The organism is Fischerella muscicola PCC 7414, assembly GCF_000317205.1.
In the GTDB taxonomy this organism is placed as follows: domain Bacteria; phylum Cyanobacteriota; class Cyanobacteriia; order Cyanobacteriales; family Nostocaceae; genus Fischerella; species Fischerella muscicola.
Window position 1 is genome coordinate 1 of record NZ_AJLK01000025.1, and the last position, 22,634, is coordinate 22,634.

Consider the following 22,634-nt stretch of genomic DNA (forward strand, 5'->3'; position numbering starts at 1 on the left):
AAGCATCCCATACTCAATACGACAACCCAAGAGTAAATATTTTGTCTTAGGTTGGCAATTGAAGGGTGGCGATCGCCTACCTTTTTTTTGGTTAAGTATTGATTTATTGATTTTTGAACTTTTCCTGGGGAATAATCTCTGTCACCACTCTATTTTGAGAATCACCACCAGTAACAACTATGTTTTCTGTTTGAATATTACCGACGGCTTTTTCACCAGTAAATGTCATCGGCGGATCAGCTTGTTTATAAACCACATTACCCTGGGCTTCCATTAATTTATTGTCAAGATACCAAGTTGCTGTATTAGATTTGAGGGACTGGCGTTTTTGCCCTACACCGTTGACGTTACCTGTTAAATAAACTGTTTTTTGAGGAATTTTAAATTCACCTCGATTAGCAGTAACTGTGACATTTTCAGCCCGATGAAATACCCTTACAGGAGCATTTGTAGTGACGATTTCTGTATTCAAGTTCCAGGTCATGGAGTTGCTGGCAATTTGCATTGGTGGTTCCAGCAATTCTATTTGAGCATTCTTTGTGACGGTAGCAATTTTAGTTTTGAGGTTAACTTCGGCTGCATCTGCTTTACCACGATCAGTAATTTGCTTATTTTTATAACGGTCGATTTGTACTGGGCGATCAGCGATGAGTTTTTCATCTTTGATTTGCCAAATTAAATGTTCTGTCCGCATTTGCAATGGTGGATCTTGAGAGTTGGCAACTACTCCCCCAGAAAAATCTATGCGTTGAGTTCGGGTTTTGACTCGTGCTTCTTTTGCCACTGCTTCTAGTTGTTTATGAGTTCCATTAATTTGGTTGCGGACTATTAATAAATCTTCTTGAGGACGCCATTCCAATTCATTACCGCGTAACACAATTCCATTGCTGGGATCAGTAGCTACTATTTTTCCTTTTAAAAATAATTGCTTACCATTCTGTTCGATATCTGCTTTTTCTGCTTGTACTTGATAAACAATTTTGCCATCTTGGTATAGTTCACCATATGGATTTTCAACCTGACCAATCTGTTTTTCTTTAGTGTATTTTGCTTGTTTAGCAATGACTTTCCAAATTGGTCGCCCGACTTCATCTGCTTGTTCTAAGGTGACATCAAAGAAAGTTAATTTACTATCTGCATCTTGAGGAGATTTGTTCTCAACAGGTGATTTATCCGATATGCGATTTTGACCGCCACAAGCAGCTAGTCCAATGACAAGCGAGAGAGTTAAAAATAATATCCAGGGACGGACGCGTAGAAGAGAAGACAAGGGAGAGGGAAGAGACAAGGAAGACAAGGAGGAAAGACTACTTCCTTGTCCCGCGTGTTCCCCATGTCCCCCTTGTCCTTTGTGTTGCTGCTTCATTCTTGAATTTCCAATTGCCCCTCAGTCTCTCTGGGTTGGTCTAAAAAATCCATACCAGTCAAGGGTCGATAGGGATAACTTTGACGTGGAGTTTTTTGGATATCTTCTTTGATGGCTTCTAAATCTATGTAGCGATCGCTCACATTGATTAAACTATCGCTGGTCATTGAACGCAAGCTGACTACTTCTACCCGCACACCACGGTAACTAACGGAATTGACTGCATATGCGAGATCCCCATCTCCACTGACTAAAACTGCTGTATCATAGGAATCTACTAAAGCCATCATATCTACCGCAATTTCTACATCTAGATTAGCTTTTTTAGAACCATCTGGTAGTTGCACTAAATCTTTGGCTATGACTCGATAACCGTTACGCCGCATCCACAGTAAAAAGCCTTGTTGCTTCTCGTTGGTTCTATCTACTCCAGTATAAAAAAAAGCACGCAGTAATCTAGAGCCACCAGTGAGTCTACATAATAACTTGGTGTAATCAATTTCAATACCTAATTGTAGTGCTGCATAAAATAAATTTGAGCCATCAATAAATATGGCAACACGACCTCGATTTTCCAAAACCTGCTCTGGCGTGAAGATCGAGTCGTTTTCCAGATTATTCAACATTGTTGTCATACCTCATTTTTTATCAAAAAATAATTGATACTTGATTTTTGAGATTTACATAGAGTTTGAAGAACTTATGAAAAGCTTGCAGGGCTAAATGAATCAGCCCCGAGCAAGTAAACAAAATCAAAACAAAATCAGAAATTGAAAGAACTACTAATGTTATTTAGGTGGTTCTATGCGTTTAAACACTGGAGAAGGTTCGCCCAGTGTTTGTTTGTTGGTTAATACTCCCCATGTGCCATGAATGGCAAAAGGAGCAGTAATGGCAGTTTGTGCTTGGTTATTAAAATCGATTTCAAAGCCTAGTTGCTGGTAAATATTGCTGCTGATGTTTGGGATCACTGGAGACAGGAGGTAAGCAGCCAATCTCACTGATTCCAAGACAGCATACAATACTTTTTCTGTAGCCTGTTGCTGTCCTTGTTTATATAAAGACCAAGGAGCTTGTTCATCAATAAACTTGTTGCTGGCTCGTACCAGCTTCAAGATAGCCTCACAAGCTTGATCGAACGCTAACGCTTCATAAGCATTTTTTACCTGTTCCCCTAGACGTAAACCTATTGATTTCAAAGGACTATCATTAGGTATATCTTCATTTGTAATTGGCGGCACATTGCCAGCACAATATTTTTTCACCATCCCTAAAGTACGATTGAGCAAATTTCCTAAGTCATTTGCTAAATCTGCATTTAGAACATCAATGAATCTACCTTCATTAAAATCGCCATCTCTACCAAATTCGATTTCCTTAAGGAAGTAATAACGAACTGCGTCTGCACCATAAGTTGAAGTTAACGCTACGGGATCAAGAGTATTACCAAGAGATTTGCCCATTTTCAGGCCATCTTTGGTTAAAAAGCCGTGTCCGAAAACCCGTTCTGGTAGAGGCAAATCAGCTGACATGAGCATTGCTGGCCAGTAAACTGCATGAAAGCGTAGGATATCCTTACCAATTAAATGCAAATTTATCGGCCACCATTTTGCTAAAGCGTTTTCTAATGTTGGTTCTGAATCTGGTTCTAACAATGCTGTTAAATAACCGAGTAGCGCATCAAACCAAACATAAAGAGTATGATTGGGATCGGTTGGAACCCTAAAACCTAAGTCTACATTTACCCGTGAAATTGAAAAGTCCTGTAACCCCTGTTTGACGAAGTTGAGAACTTCATTGCGACGGCTTTCTGGTTGAATAAAATCTGGTCGAGATTGGTAGAGTGCTTCAAGTTGGGTTTGGTATTTGGATAGGCGAAAAAAGTAGTTCTGTTCGTCTCTCCACTCTGTTTGTTTGTTCGTATGAATTGGACAACGGTGTCCCTCTAGCAATTCTCGTTCTTCTTTGAACTCTTCACAAGAGACACAATACCAACCTTTTTGCTGTCCCTGGTAGATATCACCCTTTTCCCATACTCGCTGGAAGAATTCTTTAACTGTTGCCTCATGGCGAGGATCGCTAGTCCGGATAAAGCGATCATATTTAATATTTAGCACTTGCCACAAAGAAACAAAGCCACCAGACATTTCATCACAGAACTTTTGTGGGGAGATAGCTTTGCTTTCGGCTGTTCGCTGAATTTTTAGCCCATGCTCATCTGTACCAGTTACCAGTAGTACTGGACGCCCTAAAAGTCTCTGGAAACGTGCCACCACATCAGCTGCGATGGTTGTATATGCACTGCCAATGTGAGGCAAATCGTTGACGTAATATAGCGGTGTTGTAAGTGCAAATGTTTTTTCTGTTTGAGCCACTAGATTCATGCACAATAAAAATATAAGTTGTTAAAACTATTTTCTATCTTACTTATAGAGATAAAACCACGCCATTATATAACATAAACCCCATCTTTTCAACTTCTACTAGAATATTAACAAATTTCTTTAGTTTAGAATTAGTTTTTTATTAGGTATAAATTCAGTTAATTTTGGCCAAAAAGAAAGAAATTCGCAGCTATTGATTTCCTCCAAACATCTTGGTCGAATTGCTTTTGACGATAGAAATACATATATTGTCTTGAAAATAGCCACTAGATTCCAGAGACTAGGGACTAGGGGTTGGAGAGAAATATTTTCGTATAATGTTCATGAGAATTTTCTCATAGATGACTTCTATACAAAAGGAACTTTGAGAGCAAGTAAGGTACAGAACTATTTTTATCCTTTGTGATGAACTTTATGTAGCACGGCTATCTTAAACTTGAGGTAGAAAGAGGTAGAAAACTTTAATCAAAAGAGTTTTCAGAATTTTTTGCTGACGAAATTATAATTAGCCACTGTTGTGTAAAAATTTTTCCTAATTTTATAAATGAAATATTTCTACCTTAAGGCAGTCCCAGGCATAGTGAAGAAATGTAACGATTGAGTGCAGATAAACACCTATGCTTGTGAGATATTTATATTAAAGAGTTATGAGTGTAAACAGCCCCCTGAATATTTCTCACTGGTTGTTAGCGGCACTCTCAACCCAGATGTTTCGCTATTATGAGGATCGCATTCCCCAAGATGCCAGTGTGTTGGTAGTGAGCAATCACCGTAGCTTTATGGATGCACCAATCTTGATGGCAGCACTTTCGAGTTCAATCAGATTTGCTTGTCATCATTACATGGGACAAGTTCCGATTATGCGAGAAATAGTAGCAGGGTTAGGATGCTTTCCCTTAGAGGCAAATCAACAACGTCAACAAAGCTTTTTTAAGCAGGCACAACTTTTGTTAAAGTCAAAACAATTAGTTGGAGTTTTCCCCGAAGGAACAGAACCGATGGTGAAATTCACTCAGCCAAACAGCGTGGGTGAGTTTCAACGAGGATTTGCTCATCTGGCATTACGAGCCAATGTCAAAGATTTGGCAATTCTGCCAGTTGCGATCGCCTCTATAGAAGAAATTAACACATCAGCTGTTCCCCTGAAACTATTAAACTTGTTTGACCCTTCCGAACCGTTATTCGATCAACCTGGTTGGCATCCTTTGGTAATATACAATCGTGTTGCGGTGTTGATTGGCCGTCCTTATTGGATTACACCCCAACACCAACAACTATACCAAGGTAAACAAGCTAAAACTGTTGTCGCTGAACTAACAGAACATTGTCATGGCGAAATTGCTAATCTATTGCGTGAAGGATGTTATTAGAGTTAGTGGTTGGTTGTTGTTTGTTGATTGTTGGTTACTTCCAATGACCAATGACCAATGACCATTGACTATTAACCATTGACCAATGACCATTAACCAATGACCCCAAAAGTAGCGCTACAGCCGTGTTTTTTGACTCCTAAACGTCTTCAGCCAGAATATCCCTTATTTGTATATTTGCCTGGAATGGATGGAACTGGTCAACTATTACGAACGCAAACAGCAGGTTTAGAAGCTGGTTTCGATGTCCGTTGTTTGGCAATCCCACGGGAGGATTTGACTAGCTGGGAAGTATTAACTAATAATGTGTTGGACTTGATCCATGCAGAATTAGAAAAAAGCAGCCAGCGACCAGTTTATCTGTGTGGTGAATCTTTTGGGGGTTGTTTAGCTCAAAAAGTAGCTGTAGCAGCACCGCATTTATTTGCAAGAATTATTCTGATTAATCCTGCTTCTAGTTTTCATCTTCGCCCATTATACGAATGGGCATCACAATTTTCTTATTTAGTACCATCATCCTTATTTGACATTGGCGCTTTAGCTTTATTACCTTTTCTAGCAACATTATCACGTATTTCCAGAAGCGATCGCCAAGAGTTGCTGAAAACAATGCGTTCTGTTCCTTCACAAACTGTTCTATGGCGATTATCTTTAATTAGAGAATTCTGTGTTGACGAACAACAGTTACAGCAACTGACTCAACCAGTTTTACTAGTTGCTAGCACTCAGGATAAACTTTTGCCTTCTCTTGCAGAAGCGCAAAGATTAGCTAATATTTTACCCAACTCTAAAGTCGCAGTATTACCTGAAAGTGGACATGCTTGTTTATTAGAAACAGATATCAACCTTTACGAAATTATGAAGGCAAATGATTTTTTAGAAAGTAGCGCTGAAGCAGCTGAGGCTATGCAAGTTGGAGGATAAATTTGAAACAATATTTAATCATGGTAATTCTATCTGATTGGCAAAAATGAAATTTGAGTAAAAAACCACAGAGACGCAGAGAACACAGAGGAATAGAAGGCTAATTATAATTGTAGATTTTTTTCCCACTAGGGGAGAGGTTGGGGTTAGCTTCCATCGAACTCACATTCAAATAATGATTATCTTATGAATTATCAAGTTGTAGAACAACTTAGTGAAACTCAAATTTCAGATTTATTAGATTTATATAAAAACGAATTCTGGAGTCAACGACGTACCCCTGAAGAAATCGAGAAGATGCTAGCAGCATCGGATATTATCATTGGATTGGTTGATAAGTGCGATCGCTTGATTGCTTTTACTCGGGTTCTCACCGATTTTATATATAGAGCCACTGTTTATGATGTCATCGTCAAACCTAGTCATAGAAATATGGGGCTTGGCTCTAAATTGATGGAATCAGTGATCAATCATCCTAAATTATACTCTGTTGAAGTGGTGGCTCTTTATTGTTTACCAGAGATGATGTCTTTTTCTGAACATTGGGGTTTTACCGCAGATGTAGGTGAGTTACAGCTGATGTTCCGTGTTAATAAAATTCATGCCGAAAATACCAACACCAGCAATCATTAACTCCTAAAAATTTCTGTGCAAAAAACTCTGCTACCTGGCGCGCTTACTCCGCGTTCCTCTGCGTTTCAAATTTATCAAAGAATCGGTGGTAAAATTATCGAAAAGGTGAGATTGTGTAGATTAGATAGTCAAGCGATCGCTAACAACCATACATCATTCAAATAAACTATTTCCTAAAATTCAAAAGCAGGAATAATTTCTTGCTCTGCCTTACCTGCTTTGATCCATTCTTGCAGTGCTGGTATTGCTAAAATTGCTTCTACATAATTTTGAGCAACATTATCTAACTGCACATCATAGGTCACAAACCGTAAGACCACTGGAGCAAACATAGCATCAGCAATAGTAAATTGACCAAATAACATATCACCATTAGCACCAAACTTTTCTCGACAATCTCGCCAAATAGTAGTGATGCGGTCAATGTCTTTTTGTACTCCTAGTGCCATCCCTTTACCAGGAAGTTTAGCACGGCAGTTCATCGGCATATTCTGACGTAATTTTTGAAACCCAGAATGCATTTCTGCACTTATGCAACGAGCAATTATCCGAGCAGATTTATCTTCTGGCCAGCAATTTAGATGTGGAAATTCTTCAGCTAAGTACTCACAAATAGCTAGAGAATCCCATACTTTTTGATTGCCATGTAATAAAACAGGTACTTTTCCCGATGGAGAGTATTGACGAATTTTCGATGTAGCTTCTGGCGTATATAGCGGAATGCAAATCTCCTGGAATTCTATACCAAATTGCTTCATCGCCAACCACGGACGTAATGACCAAGATGAATAATTTTTATTGCCAATTACAAGAGTTAAATCTGTCATATAACAATCCTTCTTTCTCTGCGCCCTCTGTGTTCTCTGCGGTTCATTTCCTCCTAAAAAATCTTTAATTATTTATAAATTTGTTCAATCCATGCACGTATATCAGATTCAGAACCTGACATAAAAGACTTGCCAGTCACAGGGTCGTATGCTTGCCAATAAATATTACCGTGACGATCCATTTTTTGCCAAACTTTCAATTCTTGATTAGCTACTAAATAATTAACTATTGTTTGCCAAATTTTACGCAAGCTTTTTAGAAAAAATGAGCTGCTATTGTATCCAACTCCTAGTTCTAATTCTGTGTCATTTCTTTGCAAACACATCCCATGATTTTTCATAGAATCGCTCCTGAATGCTTATTCACAATCAACACTCTAGCAACGCCTCACTGAGCAATCAAATCATGGCTTGTATAGATTTTATAAATGTGGTTTATAGATAGTAAAAATCTATTGATACAATCTATTTGAGAAAAACAAACCAGCTTCTGTATTGGAATTACCGATGAAACTCTCCCAGATTCGAGCCTTAGTTGCAGTGGCGGAGTGTGGTAACTTTAGTGAGGCAGCAAGTGAATTGCAGCTTTCTCAACCAGCAATCAGTCATGCCATTGCTACCTTAGAAGAAGAATTGGGTGTACCTTTATTTGCTAGGGGTCGCTACGGTGCAGTATTAACACCAGCAGGGGAACGAATTTTGTATCATGCTCGTACAGTCCTGCAACATTTGGAGATGATGCAAGAAGAAGCAAATCTGCATAAAGGTTTACACGGTGGTCATGTACGCATAGCTTCTTTTCGTAGCGTCGCCACTCATCTGCTACCGCAAGTCATAGCCAAGTTTCACCATCAATTCCCAGAAATAGCTGTCACCATCATAGAACGCCTTGCTTACTTAGATGTAGAACAATCTTTACGTGAGGGACGCGCCGATATTGGGATTACCTATCTACCCGCACCTGAAGAATTTGAAACTTGGGAAATTGTCCAGGATGAATATGTTGCTTTATTACCACCCCATGCCAAAATTCAGAACTCTCAAATCACTTGGCAAGATTTAGCAGTTTATTCACCAGTCATGCTGAGTTGCTTACCCTGTGGACGACCTCTACATGAACACATCAGAAATTTAGCACCCTTTTTAAATACTGCTAGCCACATTCAAGAAGACTCTACTATTGTCAGCATGGTTAATCAAGGACTCACAGCTGCTATTCTCCCGCGTTTAGCAGCAATACCAATTCCTCCACAAGTACAAGTATACAGTTTGCCAGTACCGCTTAAAAGAGTCATGGCCGTTGCAGTTTTATCCAACGCTTTGCATATCCCTGCGGTTTTTACATTTTTAGAATTGCTAAAAAAATTTGATTTTCAAAGTTTAGCTGACTCGACTTGAACTTTGGTGTTGCAGAAACGCGGGATAATTTTATTTTCTCTTTAAGAGGGAACAGGGAACAGTTTGATACCCCATAATTAGTCAACACACCTTATATCAATGTTCGCTTGAATACTTATACTCTCGTGTAGGCTGGTAATTGGTAATGGGTAATGGGAAAAAACAATGACCAACAACGAAGCATAATATCGTAAGCAATTAACTGAACTTGATATTAATCTAGCTTACGCAATAAATCTGTGAGTTGATGATCTCGATTAAACAGAACCAGAAAAGCCAGAATGACAACGCCCATTGTCGCGATCGCAACTCCTGCTGCCTGTGCAAAAATAATTACAATCTGGTAGCGTATAGCATCACTAGGATTTGCCCCAGCCAAAATTTGACCAGTCATCATTCCCGGTAGGCTAACTAATCCCATCACCATCATCGAATTAATGGTAGGAATCATTCCGATTCTCAAAGCTTCCCTAATCGGTTGATGTGCAGCTTCCCAACGAGAAGCACCTAGAGTCAGTAGCGCCTCTATTTCTTCCCGACGACTGGTCAATCCTCCATAAACCGATCTAAACTCAAAGACGTACCCGTCAGAGCGTTACCCAAGACCATACCCAAAAGGGGAATAAGATACTGAGGCTCGTACCAGGGTTGTACACGCAAAATGCCACTAACTACAATCCCCGTCACTAAAAAAGAACTACTCAAAAGCGAAATAAAATTACTCCAATAAATACTGGTAAATCGTCTACGTGTGCGGTTAACACTAGATACACCAGCTATAACCGTCATACCCAAAGCCAAAAGTATTACTAATATAGGGTTGCTGAGAGTAAATACCCACTGCAATATATACCCCACCAGCAACAACTGTCCTACCATTCTGAATGCGGCTAGCCCCAAGCTTTGCTCTAATCCCAACCGCAAACCAAAGGAAAGCCCCATGTTGATCAGAATAAACAATGTCGCCAAAGCTACTTGTCCGTAACCGATTTGAATATAACTGCTTGCCATCAATCTTTATTCCTTCAAAGTAATTTGGCGGTTGGTAATGCGTTCTAACTGCTTGGGATCGTGAGTTGTCCAAAGGTAAACTCGTCTTGGGTCTTTATCTTGCCAAACTGCGACTAATGCTTCTAAATGTTGGGCAGTGTCAGTATCTAGTGAAGCAGTGGGTTCATCTAGTAGTAGGACAGAAGGTGAAAGTTGCAAAGCTCGCAAGAAGGCAACAATCTGTGCTTCACCACCAGAAATAGCTCTAATACGACGCTGTAGAAAATCTGCCCCTTTATGCAAAATATGCAGATAATCTAAAATTGACTGGCGATTATAATCCCGATTGTGGTGAACTGCTAATTTATAAACTCGTTGAAGGTTTTCTTCTACAGTTCCTTCCCAAAGGGCTGGACGCTGGTGCAAGTAAATAATTTGGGAACGATAGCTGGGCATAAAGTAGGAATTTATAGGTTGTCCTTGAAAAATAATTTGTCCTGCTTGTACTGAATCGAGTCCAGCTAATGCCCGTAACAGCAAGCTTTTACCAGATCCAGAAGCACCCACCACTGCTACTCGCTCCCCTGCAAACAATTGAAAACTTAGGTTACTCCAGATCCAGTGTTTATCAACTCTTCTACCTAAGTTTTGTACAGAAAGAATTGGGTGATTGGGAGACAGTTCAAGCTCATGAGTCTGGCTTTGGGTAAGTTGCTCTTTCATTGTTGTTTCCCTGGTATCTCATGCTTTGAAGTTCTTCTAGTTTATTAATAATTTTTCTCAAAAAGCAAGAATTTGGTTGGCTATGCGATCACTAAAAAGTGTAATTTTATCGGTTAAAGATTTTAGTAGCGATCGCATAAACCACAATTACAGAAGAAGTTTACCCTTTGAATTTACCCAAATCAAGTTTTACACGGTATTACTTGCGTCTGTACCCACTTGCCTTTAAACACAAATGCAGACGTAAAGAGGAAGCACGATAACTGGGTTTTGAGGAATTACATAAACGCAAACGTGGAGAGGTATTAACGCGATTGTATACTTGCACATCTTTTTCCTCACTAGTTTCTGCTACTAAATGTAATTTGCTGTCAGAATGGCTACGACGAAGCAGCCATTTTTCAACTCTACACACCAGAAGACCAAACTACTCACAGTCAATGAAGACTCCGTCCTTAAGGACGAGGTCTTAATTCTCTCTAGTTGCAATTTCGACACACGGTTGATAAGCCAATTATGCTTGGAATTTACACAGAAATTATTGTGCTAATAGTGTATAAATTTTTATCAAATTAATATGTATTATCCACGTTTTTTATAAAGATTGCTTGTATCTTTAGCTTTTCTTGATTTTGTAATTACGTAAGTATACCCTAGCTATTTCTGGTTTATAAATAGCAGTATTTAACTACTGTCTTTCCTTGATTAGCAGGGATTTGAGACTTTCATTTTTACAATTTCAAAAGAAGCTAAGCTGAGGGGGTGACAAGGGGGATGTAACTTAGGCTTGGCTTGCCTTTCACTTTAATCACTGCTGAAAAGATGAGAATTAATTGAGCGCGATCGCGCTTTGTGAAAATAGGAGTTTTGAGTGCTGATGAATAAGAAAAATCTTGCTGTTGCTTTTTATCTTTGAGGGCGTCCGTCACCTGAAAGGCTTGCCCTGCCACAAGTTGACTGCGGTTGTCACCCCCTCAGGAAGCTAAGATATTATGCGTGCTAATTCCAGGGATAACACATTAAACAGTGCTAAGGGCTTAAATGTTACTTCAGACACTCAGTCATTGCAAAATTGGGTAGGTCGTTCTGATACAAATGATTTTTATAGTTTTAATCTAAGTGGACGTAGTAGTTTTAATCTTTCTCTCAGTGGACTTAGTGCTAACGCAGATGTGCAGTTGATTAAGGATACTAACTCTAATGGTCAGGTTGATACAAATGAAATAATTGCAGGTTCTTATCAAACTGGTAGAAAGGCTGAGTCGATCCAGACTACTTTGGATAGTGGTAATTATTTTATTAAAGTTTACTCAGCTGGTGGCAGCACTAACTACAACTTGGGGGTTTGTGCCAAACCAACTACTGCTGATTGGACTTTTATGGTTTACCTAGATGCTGATAACAATCTAGAAAATTTTGGTATTCAAGACTTTCTAGAAATGGCTAAGGTTGGCTCTACAGCGAACGTCAATATTGTTGTACAGATGGATCGTATTTCTGGGTACGACATCAGATATGATAACTGGACAGATACTCGGCGAGGGCTTGTCAGACAATGGGATAAGCCTGGTAGTAGCTGGGGAACAAGCATTGGCGAAGCAAACATGGGCGCTCAAAGCACTCTCAGCGATTTTATGAATTGGTCGATGACCAACTACAAAGCCAATAACTACGCTCTGGTGCTATGGAATCACGGTGGTGGCTATGATGGCATATGCTGGGATGATAGTAACCAGCATGACCGCCTAGAACTAAAGGAAATTAGCGGTGCTTTAGCCAATGTTTCTGACACAGTTGATGTAATTGGTGCTGATGCTTGTCTGATGGGTATGACAGAGTTTGCTTACCAAATCAGAAATCATGCGTCAGTGATGGTAGCAGCAGAAGAATTAACACCTGGACAAGGTTGGAACTACACCAGAGTACTATCTGATTTAACTGCAAATTCTAAGATGACAGCTGCTGAGTTTGGTAGTGCTATTGTCAATGGCTTTGGAGATTATTACGGGGTTTTAGATACTGGCATTCAGGAGACACTATCAGCGATTGATTTGGTTAAACTTAGGTCTAGTAATCCCAACAACTTATCTAATGCCTTAAGTCAGTTCGCGACTACTTTCATGAATGTCTCTACATCGAGCGATCGCACTAAATTAGAGACATATAGGTCTAGTTCTGTGAATTTTGGTGACGGCTACTATCCTGAATATCGTGATTTGGGTTCCGTTCTTGCTGGAGTAATAAATGACATAACCATGACCAGTATGATCCGTGATGCTGCTCTCATGGTTCTTGATACTTACAATAGTCTAATTATCAGCAATTATTCTGCCGATGGACGGGCTACTGGTTTGGCTATCAACTTCCAAGCACGAGGTAAGTCTGTTGACGGTTACTACAATAGTTCCAATCTCGACTTTGCCGCAGATACTAGCTGGGATGAGTTTTTGCATTGGTGGCAAACTGCGTAGTTAGGGAATAGGGAGGTGGGGTGATGGGGTGATGGGGTGATGGGGTGATGGGGTGATGGGGTGATGGGGAGTATAAACTACAACAACCAACAATCAACAACCAACAACCAACCACCAACAACCAACCACCAACAACCAACCACCAACACTACCTCACAGAAAATGCTTCGCTGAATCTGCGAGTTACAGGTTCTAAAATGAAAGTCAAAACTGACTTTTTACGGGTGACAATTTCACCATTAGCAGCCATACCAGGAGTGAAGCCAACTTCTTGACCTCGCACCATCAAAGAATGTTTGTCTAGCTTGATTCTAGTGGGGAAAACTAAACCTAATTCTTTATCAACAATGGCGTTGGGACTGACTTGAAGAACTTCTCCATCGACAACGCCAAATTCCTGAAACGGGAAGGTTGCCATTTTAACTTTTGCTTTCATCCCTTCGCGAATAAAACCGATATCACGGTTGAGGACTTTTACCTCTAATAGCAATTCTTCCCCATCTGGCAGAATAGAAAGTAATTCCTCACCTGATTGTACAGGCCCTTTAGTAGCTTTGACTCTATAGACTGTTCCAGAGACTGGAGCTTCAATTGTTTCTAACTGTCGCTGCTTTTGGGCTTGATCCAGTTGACCTTGAACGTTGGTGAGTTCTTCTTTACGCTTGTTAATTTGGGTCAAAATTTCACTTAAACGTTCTGAAGCTAAACGCTGTGCTTGAGTGCTAGCGGCTTGATAAGCTGCTTGAGCTTGGAGGATTTCTTGCTTTTGGGCATCAATATCTTTTTTTAAAGATATGACTTTATCTTGTGCCTCTGTGATTTTATTTTGAGCGTTGGTGACTTCGTCATTGGCTCTAGTGATTTCTGCTTTAGCACGATTGAGTCTGTCTTGTGCTTCTAGGTAATCTATTCTAGGTATGGCGCCAGAATTATCGAGAGTGCGTAACCCTTGTTCTCTTTTTTGAGCGATCGCCAAGTTGCTAACAACTTTTTCTCGCAGACTTTTGGCATTGACGAGGTTGGTTTTGGCATTAGCAAGGCTAGTTTGGGCGTTAACTAAGTTATCTTGCAACCGACTAAGGCGGACTTTTGCTTGTTCAATCAACGCTTTTTGACGATTTGCTTCTGCTTCTGCTGCTGCTTGACGTGCTTTGTAATCTTGTAGACGCGAAGTCAAAAGTTGATCTTGCAGTTGTGTACCTGTAGTTTTTGCTCCTGTACGTTCTGCATCCAAACGTCGTAAGTCTTCTTTGATTAAATTAGCAGATTTACTGAGGCGTACAACATCAGATTGTTGTAAATCTGGGTCACGTTCAATTAAAACCTGACCTTTATTAACGCGATCGCCTTCTTTGACTTTCACAGCTAAAATTGAACCATTTCCCAGGGATGTAATCGGTCGTACTTGGGTAGAAGCTATTAACTCTCCGCTTGCTGTCGCCACTTCATCCACCTGAGAAAAATGCGCCCATGCGATCGCTCCAAACACGATTACACTAATTGTTCCTGCCAATAATCTTGTATACAAAGGCGGTAATTCTTGCACCGCCTTACCCAATTCATAAGAAAGTTGTTCGTCTGGTTTAGCAAATCTTTGTTTTGTTTGACGTGCTTGAGCAGCATTTGCAGCTAGGGAGTATCTCATAGAATTTTGTTGGTTGTTGGTTGTTGATTGTTGGTTGTTGGTTGTTGGTTGTTGGTTGTTTCCCAACAACTACTAACCATCAACCACCAACTAAATTAGACTGCTAAATAACGCCGTAAAAAATGTTCTAGTGTTTCCAACTCAAAACCGAATATCGCTTCTAAGTTGGCAATTTCTTCAGTTGTACAGAAAAATTCGTTTGCCAGCAATGTGCGAAAGGTTCCCAAATTTTTTTGTACTTGGGGATTAATAAAACCCAACACACTACGCAAACCATCAATCATAAATAGTGGCGGATTAATTATAATTGGCTCTTTGTTAAAGATGCGACCGAAAATTCTGGGAATATCTTCTCGTAATAAAATCTCTGGCCCTCCCACAGGTAAAATTTGATTGCGAGCGCCCGCTACTGTCACAGAATCTACTACCATCCTTGCTAAATCGTCTGTACTCACAATCGAAGTTCGGTTTTTGGGGTCGCCAATTAGCAAATATACCCCTGTTTCCCGAAATCGCTCTGCCAATGGCAGCAAGTTAGATGCTAATCCAGCTGGACGTAAAATAGTGTAATTTAAGCCACTGCTTTCTAAATATCGTTCTACTGCTCGTTTGGCCTTGAACACTGGCGCATCTTCATACCCCCGTTCGGCTCCTAATACAGAAATTAATACAAAATGTTGCACTCCATTGACTTTTGCTTGGTCAATAAGTTCTATATTGGCGCGGTAGTCTAAAGCTAAGGGATTGCCATCAGAACCGTGAGTGCTGATAATGTACTGAACACCTTGACAAGCTTTGTGAATATCTTTTTGTTGTTCTAAATCACCAATAAAAATTTCAGCACCTCGATGTTCTAACTCTCCATAATGCGAGGTGAGACGAACAAATGCTCGAACTGACCTTTCGCGATCGCGCAGAATTCGCACGACACGACGACCAATTCCTCCTGAAGCTCCTGTGACTAGAAACATAGTGATTTTGGTTTGGGTATTAGGATTAGGGATTGGGTATGAGGAACTGGGGATTTTAACCCTAATCTCCACTTCTCAATCCCCAGTCCCCATTCCCTTGTATTTTAAAATTCCAGAATTACAGGAGCATGATCACTAGGTTGGGTTAACTTTCTGGGAGTTATATCAATAGTGCAGCTTTTTGCAAGCTCGTACAAATTGGGTGTGAGATAGTGATGGTCAATTCGCCAACCTAAGTTACGACGAAACGATGCGGCGCGGTAATCCCACCAGCTATAATAGCCACCTGCCGATGTGAATTTGCGAAAAGCATCAGCAAATCCGAGTGTCAAGATATCTCGCAGAGCTTGGCGCTCTGGTTCGGATGCCATAATATGATTTTCTGGATTTACTTTTTCGTGGATATCTTTATCTTCCAAGGCAATATTAAAGTCACCACACATACAAATGTTGGGTGTGGACGCTAACAGAGTTTGCAAATACTCTCGTAACATTACCAACCAACGCAGTTTATATTCGTACTTTTCGCTGCCTACTGCCGAGCCATTGGGTACGTAAAGATTCACAATTCTTATGCCATTTATTACACCGGTGATCACTCTTTTTTGTTCGTCAAATTCTGCTGGTATTTCTGGCAATATATTTGTAAAACTGGTGCTGATATCTTGTAGAGGTTGTTGGCTGAGAATGGCAACACCGTTGTAAGATTTTTGTCCTGATAAATATAGATGATAGCCTAATTCTTCAAAAGACGATCGCGGAAATTTATCATCAATAACTTTAGTTTCTTGCATACACAATACATCAATTGGATTTTGAATTAACCAATCAACAACGTGCTGCAAGCGAGTGCGAATAGAGTTAACATTCCAAGTGGCTATTTTCATTTGTCATTTGTCATTTGTTATTGGTCATTGGTATTAGTACTATTTCTCCTCATACTCCTGTGATTTCTCCCTTTGCCCATTGCTTAAATTGATCTCTGTTTAGAATTTAGTATTTTTCACTACAAAACCCTTTATTATCTATGATCCCCAAGATAGATGCAAGCAAAGTACTACTGGTTTTAAATTGATCTGCATAGTTACCTGATTGCTTGTGCTGATGTTCTGCAATGGCTAGTACATTGTGGCAAACATCATCAAAATATTAAGAATATATTAAAAGCTTATTTTCGGAGCTTTTTATGTTCTGTTCTGTGCCTTTTGCACTAGCAGGCGATCGCAAAGTTCGGTTAATCGATCTTGCACTCTCAAGAGTGACTCAGGTTAATGTTAAAGTCAGATAGTTAGGTAAAAATGCTCTACCTAATTACATGCAAGTCCTATTAATTCAAGGACGATATCACCTGCTGAACCAAAACAACTTATGAAAATCGCTCAAGTTGCCCCCTTGTGGGAACGAGTTCCACCTCCAACCTACGGAGGAATTGAACTAGTAGTGAGTCGCTTGACCGATGAACTAGTTCGTCGTGGTCATGAGGTCACTCTGTTCGCTTCTGGAGATTCGCAGACTCTGGCTAAGCTAGAAGCAGTTTATCCCCGTGCGCTGCGCTTAGACCCCAATGTCAAAGAGTACACAGCGTACGAAATGCTTGAACTCAGCCAAGTTTACCAACAGGCAGCGGAATTCGATTTAATCCATTCCCATGTAGGGATTTCGGCTTTGGCTTTAGCGAGTTTGGTACAAACACCTACAGTGCATACTCTGCATGGTAGCTTTACGGAAGATAATCGCAACATTTATAGCCATCACCAAAAGCAGTCATACATCAGTATTAGCAACGCGCAGAGACAGATAAACCTGAACTACGTTGGTACAGTTTACAACGGAATTGATACAAACGATTACCCTTTTGTAGACAAACCCAATGAGCCACCATATTTGGCATTCTTGGGACGCTTTTCTCCAGAAAAAGGCCCACAACACGCGATCGCTATTGCCAAACAAACAGGTTGGCGGCTGAAAATGGCTGGAAAAGTAGATGCAGTGGATTTAGAATTTTTTGAAAATGAAATTGCTCCCCAAATAGATGGTCAGCAAATTCAGTTTCTTGGAGAAATAAATCACGCCGAGAAAGCAGAACTTTTTGGTAATGCTGCAATCACTCTGTTCCCCATAACCTGGCAAGAACCTTTTGGTTTGGTAATGATTGAATCAATGGCAACTGGTACACCAGTCATTGCGATGAATTTGGGTTCTGTACCAGAAGTTATTGCCCACGGTGTGACAGGTTTTGTTTGTCAAAGTTTTGAAGAAATGGCGGCAATGATTCCTAAAGCACTGGAATTAAATCGTCGTACCTGTCGAGAATATGTAGAAAACAAATTTAGCGTCACCCAAATGGTAAATGGGTACGAAGCGGTTTATGAACAAATTATCACAAGCCGCACTAATTTAAATGGACGAATTCATTCTGCAAAAATCCTGTTTTAAACAAGTTTTTCTAACTACATTTTAAAATCAACAATTTTTTAAGGAGGACATTAGTATGAGCATGAGAAGCAACACATGTCCATGTTGTGGAGATTCTCTGTTGCGTCATGTCCGTCATGGTGAACTCTACTGGTTTTGTCAGACATGTCGGCAAGAAGTGCCACTGTTAAGTACCAATATCAATCGTCTCTCAAGTGTGGTAGAAAAGAGAGTTGTTGCTAAAGATTAGGGAATGAGGGATCAATTCAGTGATCAGTTCTCAGTTATCAGTGATCAAATTCTATTACTCAATTTCACTGTTCGCTATTCACTGATTCCTAACCACCAACCAACAACCATCAACCATCGACTAGTAAGGATAATTTGAGGTGTAGTTGATATGTATAATTACCCTGATGACTATCCTTACACAAACTGATCGCCTAATTATTCGCACTTGGGTTCCAGAACAAGACGCTGAGCAAGCATTTCAAATTTACGGTGATCATGAAGTCACACGCTTTTTGATCACCAAAGTTGATAGTGTTGAGAGTTCCAGAAATCTACTGCAACGGTGGGTGACAAACTTTGCCCAACTGAATAATGGTACTGGCTTATGGGCGATCGCTCTTAAAGATAGTAGAGAAATTGTTGGAACTATTATTTTGATCCAACTGCGAGACGAGGAAGAAAACTTAACCCAAGATTACGAGATTGGCTGGCATTTGAAGAAATCGGCTTGGGGTAAAGGATATGCGACTGAAGCAGCAAAAGCAATTTTGGATTATGGATTTAACACTTTAAAACTACCTGTAATTTATGCGATCGCGCGTTCAGAGAATGTCAGATCACTGCGCGTTATTCAAAGATTAGGCATGATTCCCATTGGACGCACAAATCGTTACTATAAAATGGAACTGGAAATGTTCAAGTTAGAAGCGCCTAAAGAGCAGACACATGAATAGGCGCTTCTTCTTGTTTTCAGCTTCAATGATGAAGTTTTAAACTCGGCTATTTTCATTACAAGTGAAAAGTTTCTCGTTTTAACCTAGAAGTTTCTCATCTGAAGTGAGAAATTTCTCGTTTCAAGTAAGAAACTTTTCATTTCAAGTAAGAATTTTCTCGTTTCAAGTGAGAAATTTCATGTTCCAAACTCGAATGCTGAACCTCAAAGCTTGAAAAGTAAACTTCTGAGGTTGGATGATGGTGTAGCAGAGGCGATCACACCTACTTTATCTATGCTTATTTTCAATTTTCAAAATAGACCCCTTTCCCTTTTCGCCTTTAACCTATAGACTGTTGCTGTGCTATTTGCCTAACTGCTTCAATCTCAACTTCTAACTGTTGAGCTATTTCTTCTACACTCACTCCTGCTTTTAGCAACAGGGGAACAGCAGCTAACTTACCTTCTTTGACTCCTTCTTGTCGTCCTTCTTGTCGTCCTTCTTGTCGTCCTTCTTCCAATGCTTCTTGGTAAACTCTAGTTTGTTTTAGTTCGCTCAATTTCAGCATCTCTTCCACCTCTTGGCGGCTTAATTGTGGAAATTTGTAGACTATGATTGTTTCGATTAAATCTATTATCGCTCTTGCAGATAAACGATCTCCTCCCTCTTGCCTTGCTTGTGCAATGAGTTGTTTCGCATAGTTAGCAGCATTTTCTTCTGGTTCTACTACTAACTTAACAACACCAATACCCAAAGACCTGTTTGCTGAGGTTTCTAGTTCATCAAGATAAACACGCTGCACTTTTGAACTTTCTAGTAAAACCTGATGCAGCCTGTTTTTATCTGGTTCCAGGCTCCGTTTAGGGTAAATAACAACAGTGTACCAGTCGTAGGTAGATGGATTTTGGTCTAAATACAGAAATAGTTCTGCAAATACCCGGTGATAGAGAAATTGATCTTTTTGAAACTGTACCTCACAGAAATATACTGTTTTGTCTGGACTGTCTTCTGGTGGTAGAAATACGCCATCAATGCGAAAAGCGGTTTGTTTAATTTCTACCGAACGGAACTGATAATCTTGACTATTACTGGGGGAAGCCCGCTAAAGGCAGGTACAAAATATACACCACCGTTATCTGTAACTTGATTGGCGATCGCTTCTGTCTCTGCAGCAGTTTTAATTAATTTGATGCCATCCCGTAGCCATTGGATACATGCTCCACTGGTAAACATACTTCCTTCGAGAGCGTAACCCACATCTAAACTACCGTTACGAATTTGCGTCCATGCCACTGTGGAAATCAGTTGATTTTGAGAACGGACGATTTCGGAGCCAGTGTGAGCAACTAAAAAGCTACCAGTACCGTAAGTACATTTCATTAAACCAGAGCGATCGCATCCATGACCAAATAAAGCTGCCTGTTGATCGCCCAAAACAGCAGTGATGGGAATTTCTGCACCTAGTAAAGTGGTATCAGTAACACCAAATTTTCCTAAACTAGGTAGTATTTCCGGCAATATATGAGCGGGAATGTCAAATAAATTTAGTAAAGTTTCATCCCATTTACAACTTATCAAGTTCATCAGCATTGTGCGGCTAGCGTTGCTGTGATCAGTAGCGTGAACTTTGCCACCTGTGAGTTTCCACAGAATCCAAGTATCAATTGTTCCAGCTAAAACATTTTTGAGATCAACATCTGTAACATGATCTAGCAACCACCTCAGCTTTGTAGCCGAAAAATAGGCGTCGATGACTAAACCAGTGCGATCGTAAATTTCTTGGGCGTAACCTTGTGCTTGTAATTGATTACACAAACAAGCAGTGCGACGATCTTGCCAAACTATCGCTCGATGCAGGGGTTTTCCAGTAGTTTTATCCCAAATTAAACAGGTTTCCCGCTGTACAGTTAACCCGATTGCCACAATTTCACTGGGAATAATTTTGGCATTAGCGATCGCAGTTTGCATCACCGAGCAAGTATCCTCCCAGATTTCCTCAGCATCGTGCTCTAACCATCCCGGTTGAGGATAATACTGTGTTAATTCCTGATATGCTTGTCCAACAATTTTACCAACAGCATCAAACACAAAAGCGCGGTTGCCCGTCGTACCTAAATCTAATGCCAGAATGTAACTCATGTTGAGGGTGTAAGGTATGGAAGCTTAGGGGTATTGGAGTGTAGGGGTCTAGAGGTCTAGAGGTCTAGGCTATAACCTAATTGTTTATTCCCTTACACCCGTACACCTTACATTCTTATACCCTTACACCCTTACACCCTTACACCCTTACACCCTTACACCCTTACACCCATATACCCTCTAAAGATTAATAAAGCTTTGTGATAATATGGGAGACTGCTGCATAAATTTAGAAATAGAAAATTAACTGGATCATGGCTCTGACGCAACAGCGCAAACAAGAGATTATCTCGCAATACCAAGTACACGAAACCGACACAGGCTCAGCCGATGTTCAAGTTGCCATGCTGACGGAACGTATTAACCGTCTCAGTGAACATCTGCAAGCCAATAAAAAAGACTTTTCTTCCCGTCGAGGGTTGTTAAAGTTGATCGGTCAGCGTAAACGTCTTTTATCCTATATACAGAAAGAAAACCGAGAACATTATCAAGCTTTGATTGGCCGTCTCGGTATTCGTGGATAGGAACCCTTTTTATGTCTGCTGAATCTGACCGCTTGCCATTTGAACCGAACAAAAAGCGCCAAAAACCTGCCAAAGCAGAAAGTAAACCGCCCATTGTCAAGCAAGAGTCTGTAAAAAAGGAAAAGAAAAAGCCACGTTATAGCAAAGAAGAAGTTGCAATTCCTCAGGTAGTCAGCCAACGAATGATGCGTCGTGTAGCTGGTTTTGCTGGAGTGCCAACTTCTTTGGGTATCATGACCTTGGTTGTCAGCTATTTCCTTTTAGTCAACACCGGTATCAAACTACCTCCCGTTGCCGTTTTATTGGTGAATATGGGATTTTTTGGTTTAGGTGTATTGGGGATATCTTATGGTGTTCTTTCTGCTTCTTGGGATGAAGATAGAACCGGAACTCTCTTGGGTTGGAGTGACTTCACTGTCAACTTGGGACGGATGGTATCAGCTTGGCGCGAGTCTCGGCAGAAAAAGAATACATAATTGCTAGCGCTCAGAAATTTAAATAATTGCTGGTCTGGAAATTAAGTATGTTTCCAGCCTGTTGGGTAAATTTGAGAAAAGTGTTGAAGTTTAATAACTTCAACATTGAAAATTTAAGCAAAATTTAATATTTTTACCCAACACAACAGTAGCAAAACTACTGAGCGCGCTATTTTTTATTTTTCTTATGACTGATAGCTTAGTTGCAGCGTACTCGCTAGCGCGAAAAGCTTACACTAGCGGAGGAGACCTTAGCGCTTTAATAAACCAAACTTTTGTCAATTCTTAAGTCCGATTTTCGCAAAATCTAAAATTAGGATGACGCTTTTTAAAGTTAATAATTTTTAAATATATGTGATTTATTAAAGTATTACTATAGATTCGTAACAATTAAGAGATAACTTGTGCTAAAGCGTAAAGAACAAACTAGCAAC

General features: G+C 40.1%; 23 protein-coding genes and 2 pseudogenes. 11 read left to right on the top strand and 14 right to left on the bottom strand.

What is annotated here, in order from left to right:
• Window positions 1-103: 103 nt before the first annotated feature.
• From lptC to metG, 3 genes are all read right to left on the bottom strand, one after another.
• Window positions 104-1,366, bottom strand: coding sequence for an LPS export ABC transporter periplasmic protein LptC (gene lptC, locus UYI_RS0103380; protein WP_016865268.1), 1,263 nt, complete (start codon window positions 1,364-1,366; stop codon window positions 104-106).
• Window positions 1,363-1,992, bottom strand: coding sequence for a LabA-like NYN domain-containing protein (locus UYI_RS0103385; protein WP_009457185.1), 630 nt, complete (start codon window positions 1,990-1,992; stop codon window positions 1,363-1,365). The genes lptC and UYI_RS0103385 overlap by 4 nt, the downstream gene beginning before the upstream one ends.
• A 162-nt stretch (window positions 1,993-2,154) precedes the next feature.
• Window positions 2,155-3,750: a methionine--tRNA ligase gene (gene metG, locus UYI_RS0103390; RefSeq protein ID WP_016865269.1), complete on the bottom strand. Its 1,596-nt coding sequence runs from the start codon at window positions 3,748-3,750 to the stop codon at window positions 2,155-2,157.
• A gap of 647 nt (window positions 3,751-4,397) precedes the next feature.
• Here metG and UYI_RS0103395 point away from each other — a divergent pair.
• The 4 genes from UYI_RS0103395 (at window position 4,398) to UYI_RS36435 (ending at window position 6,842) form a co-directional block, all read left to right on the top strand.
• On the top strand, window positions 4,398-5,120 hold the full coding sequence (locus UYI_RS0103395; RefSeq protein ID WP_016865270.1) for a lysophospholipid acyltransferase family protein: 723 nt from the start codon (window positions 4,398-4,400) through the stop codon (window positions 5,118-5,120).
• Between the two features lie 99 nt (window positions 5,121-5,219).
• Window positions 5,220-6,044, top strand: a complete 825-nt coding sequence (locus UYI_RS0103400; RefSeq protein ID WP_016865271.1) for an alpha/beta fold hydrolase — start codon at window positions 5,220-5,222, stop codon at window positions 6,042-6,044.
• 186 nt (window positions 6,045-6,230) lie between these two features.
• Complete coding sequence (locus tag UYI_RS0103405; protein ID WP_016865272.1) at window positions 6,231-6,677, top strand: GNAT family N-acetyltransferase; 447 nt, start codon at window positions 6,231-6,233, stop codon at window positions 6,675-6,677.
• 15 nt (window positions 6,678-6,692) lie between these two features.
• Complete coding sequence (locus UYI_RS36435; protein WP_157226289.1) at window positions 6,693-6,842, top strand: hypothetical protein; 150 nt, start codon at window positions 6,693-6,695, stop codon at window positions 6,840-6,842.
• A gap of 8 nt (window positions 6,843-6,850) precedes the next feature.
• Here UYI_RS36435 and UYI_RS0103410 read toward each other — a convergent pair whose 3' ends face one another.
• Window positions 6,851-7,504, bottom strand: a complete 654-nt coding sequence (locus UYI_RS0103410; protein ID WP_016865273.1) for a glutathione S-transferase family protein — start codon at window positions 7,502-7,504, stop codon at window positions 6,851-6,853.
• A gap of 68 nt (window positions 7,505-7,572) precedes the next feature.
• Window positions 7,573-7,845 (bottom strand): hypothetical protein, encoded by a 273-nt coding sequence (locus UYI_RS0103415; RefSeq protein WP_016865274.1) that lies wholly within the window; start codon window positions 7,843-7,845, stop codon window positions 7,573-7,575.
• Window positions 7,846-8,011: 166 nt separating this feature from the next.
• On the opposite strand from UYI_RS0103415, the gene UYI_RS0103420 reads away from it, so the two are divergent.
• The gene (locus tag UYI_RS0103420) at window positions 8,012-8,902 is read left to right on the top strand and encodes a LysR family transcriptional regulator (RefSeq protein WP_016865275.1); all 891 of its coding nucleotides are present in this window, start codon (window positions 8,012-8,014) and stop codon (window positions 8,900-8,902) included.
• 214 nt (window positions 8,903-9,116) lie between these two features.
• On the opposite strand, the pseudogene UYI_RS40110 reads toward UYI_RS0103420, so the two are convergent.
• The 3 genes and pseudogenes from UYI_RS40110 to UYI_RS0103435 all read right to left on the bottom strand — a co-directional run bounded on the left by UYI_RS40110 (window position 9,117) and on the right by UYI_RS0103435 (window position 11,565).
• A pseudogene (locus UYI_RS40110) lies at window positions 9,117-9,913 on the bottom strand (ABC transporter permease).
• 6 nt (window positions 9,914-9,919) lie between these two features.
• Window positions 9,920-10,615 (bottom strand): ABC transporter ATP-binding protein, encoded by a 696-nt coding sequence (locus UYI_RS0103430; RefSeq protein ID WP_016865276.1) that lies wholly within the window; start codon window positions 10,613-10,615, stop codon window positions 9,920-9,922.
• Between the two features lie 749 nt (window positions 10,616-11,364).
• Entirely contained in the window at window positions 11,365-11,565 is a 201-nt protein-coding gene (locus tag UYI_RS0103435) for a hypothetical protein (protein WP_016865277.1), read from the bottom strand.
• A gap of 42 nt (window positions 11,566-11,607) precedes the next feature.
• Here UYI_RS0103435 and UYI_RS0103440 point away from each other — a divergent pair, with 42 nt between their 5' ends.
• Entirely contained in the window at window positions 11,608-13,086 is a 1,479-nt protein-coding gene (locus UYI_RS0103440) for a clostripain-related cysteine peptidase (protein WP_016865278.1), read from the top strand.
• On the opposite strand, the gene UYI_RS36440 is transcribed toward UYI_RS0103440, so the two are convergent.
• The 4 genes from UYI_RS36440 to xth form a co-directional block, all read right to left on the bottom strand.
• Window positions 13,046-13,225: a hypothetical protein gene (locus tag UYI_RS36440; RefSeq protein WP_157226290.1), complete on the bottom strand. Its 180-nt coding sequence runs from the start codon at window positions 13,223-13,225 to the stop codon at window positions 13,046-13,048. The two genes, UYI_RS0103440 and UYI_RS36440, sit on opposite strands and share 41 nt — an antisense overlap.
• 9 nt (window positions 13,226-13,234) lie before the next feature.
• Window positions 13,235-14,731 carry an HlyD family efflux transporter periplasmic adaptor subunit gene (locus UYI_RS0103445; protein WP_026085714.1) on the bottom strand — a complete coding sequence of 499 codons (1,497 nt, stop codon included), beginning with the start codon at window positions 14,729-14,731 and terminating at the stop codon, window positions 13,235-13,237.
• Between the two features lie 95 nt (window positions 14,732-14,826).
• A complete protein-coding gene (locus UYI_RS0103450; protein WP_016865280.1) occupies window positions 14,827-15,702 on the bottom strand; it encodes an SDR family oxidoreductase in 876 nt (291 codons plus the stop codon).
• Between the two features lie 104 nt (window positions 15,703-15,806).
• Window positions 15,807-16,589, bottom strand: a complete 783-nt coding sequence (gene xth / locus UYI_RS0103455; protein WP_016865281.1) for an exodeoxyribonuclease III — start codon at window positions 16,587-16,589, stop codon at window positions 15,807-15,809.
• 481 nt (window positions 16,590-17,070) lie between these two features.
• Here xth and UYI_RS0103460 point away from each other — a divergent pair, with 481 nt between their 5' ends.
• From UYI_RS0103460 to UYI_RS31860, 3 genes are all read left to right on the top strand, one after another.
• Complete coding sequence (locus UYI_RS0103460; RefSeq protein ID WP_016865282.1) at window positions 17,071-18,138, top strand: glycosyltransferase family 4 protein; 1,068 nt, start codon at window positions 17,071-17,073, stop codon at window positions 18,136-18,138.
• Between the two features lie 55 nt (window positions 18,139-18,193).
• Complete coding sequence (locus UYI_RS37915; RefSeq protein ID WP_167325065.1) at window positions 18,194-18,367, top strand: hypothetical protein; 174 nt, start codon at window positions 18,194-18,196, stop codon at window positions 18,365-18,367.
• A 166-nt stretch (window positions 18,368-18,533) separates the two neighbouring features.
• Entirely contained in the window at window positions 18,534-19,082 is a 549-nt protein-coding gene (locus UYI_RS31860; protein ID WP_016865283.1) for a GNAT family N-acetyltransferase, read from the top strand.
• Window positions 19,083-19,401: 319 nt separating this feature from the next.
• Here the strand turns inward: UYI_RS31860 and UYI_RS34500 are convergent, their stop codons facing one another.
• Window positions 19,402-20,115 (bottom strand): Rpn family recombination-promoting nuclease/putative transposase, encoded by a 714-nt coding sequence (locus tag UYI_RS34500; protein ID WP_081589193.1) that lies wholly within the window; start codon window positions 20,113-20,115, stop codon window positions 19,402-19,404.
• 41 nt (window positions 20,116-20,156) lie between these two features.
• Window positions 20,157-21,200: pseudogene (locus UYI_RS31870) on the bottom strand (FGGY family carbohydrate kinase); the annotation flags it as partial.
• A 254-nt stretch (window positions 21,201-21,454) separates the two neighbouring features.
• Between UYI_RS31870 and rpsO the strand changes: the two are divergent.
• Window positions 21,455-21,724 carry a 30S ribosomal protein S15 gene (gene rpsO / locus UYI_RS0103480; protein ID WP_016865286.1) on the top strand — a complete coding sequence of 90 codons (270 nt, stop codon included), beginning with the start codon at window positions 21,455-21,457 and terminating at the stop codon, window positions 21,722-21,724.
• Between the two features lie 11 nt (window positions 21,725-21,735).
• Window positions 21,736-22,200: a PAM68 family protein gene (locus UYI_RS0103485; protein ID WP_016865287.1), complete on the top strand. Its 465-nt coding sequence runs from the start codon at window positions 21,736-21,738 to the stop codon at window positions 22,198-22,200.
• Window positions 22,201-22,634: the final 434 nt, after the last annotated feature.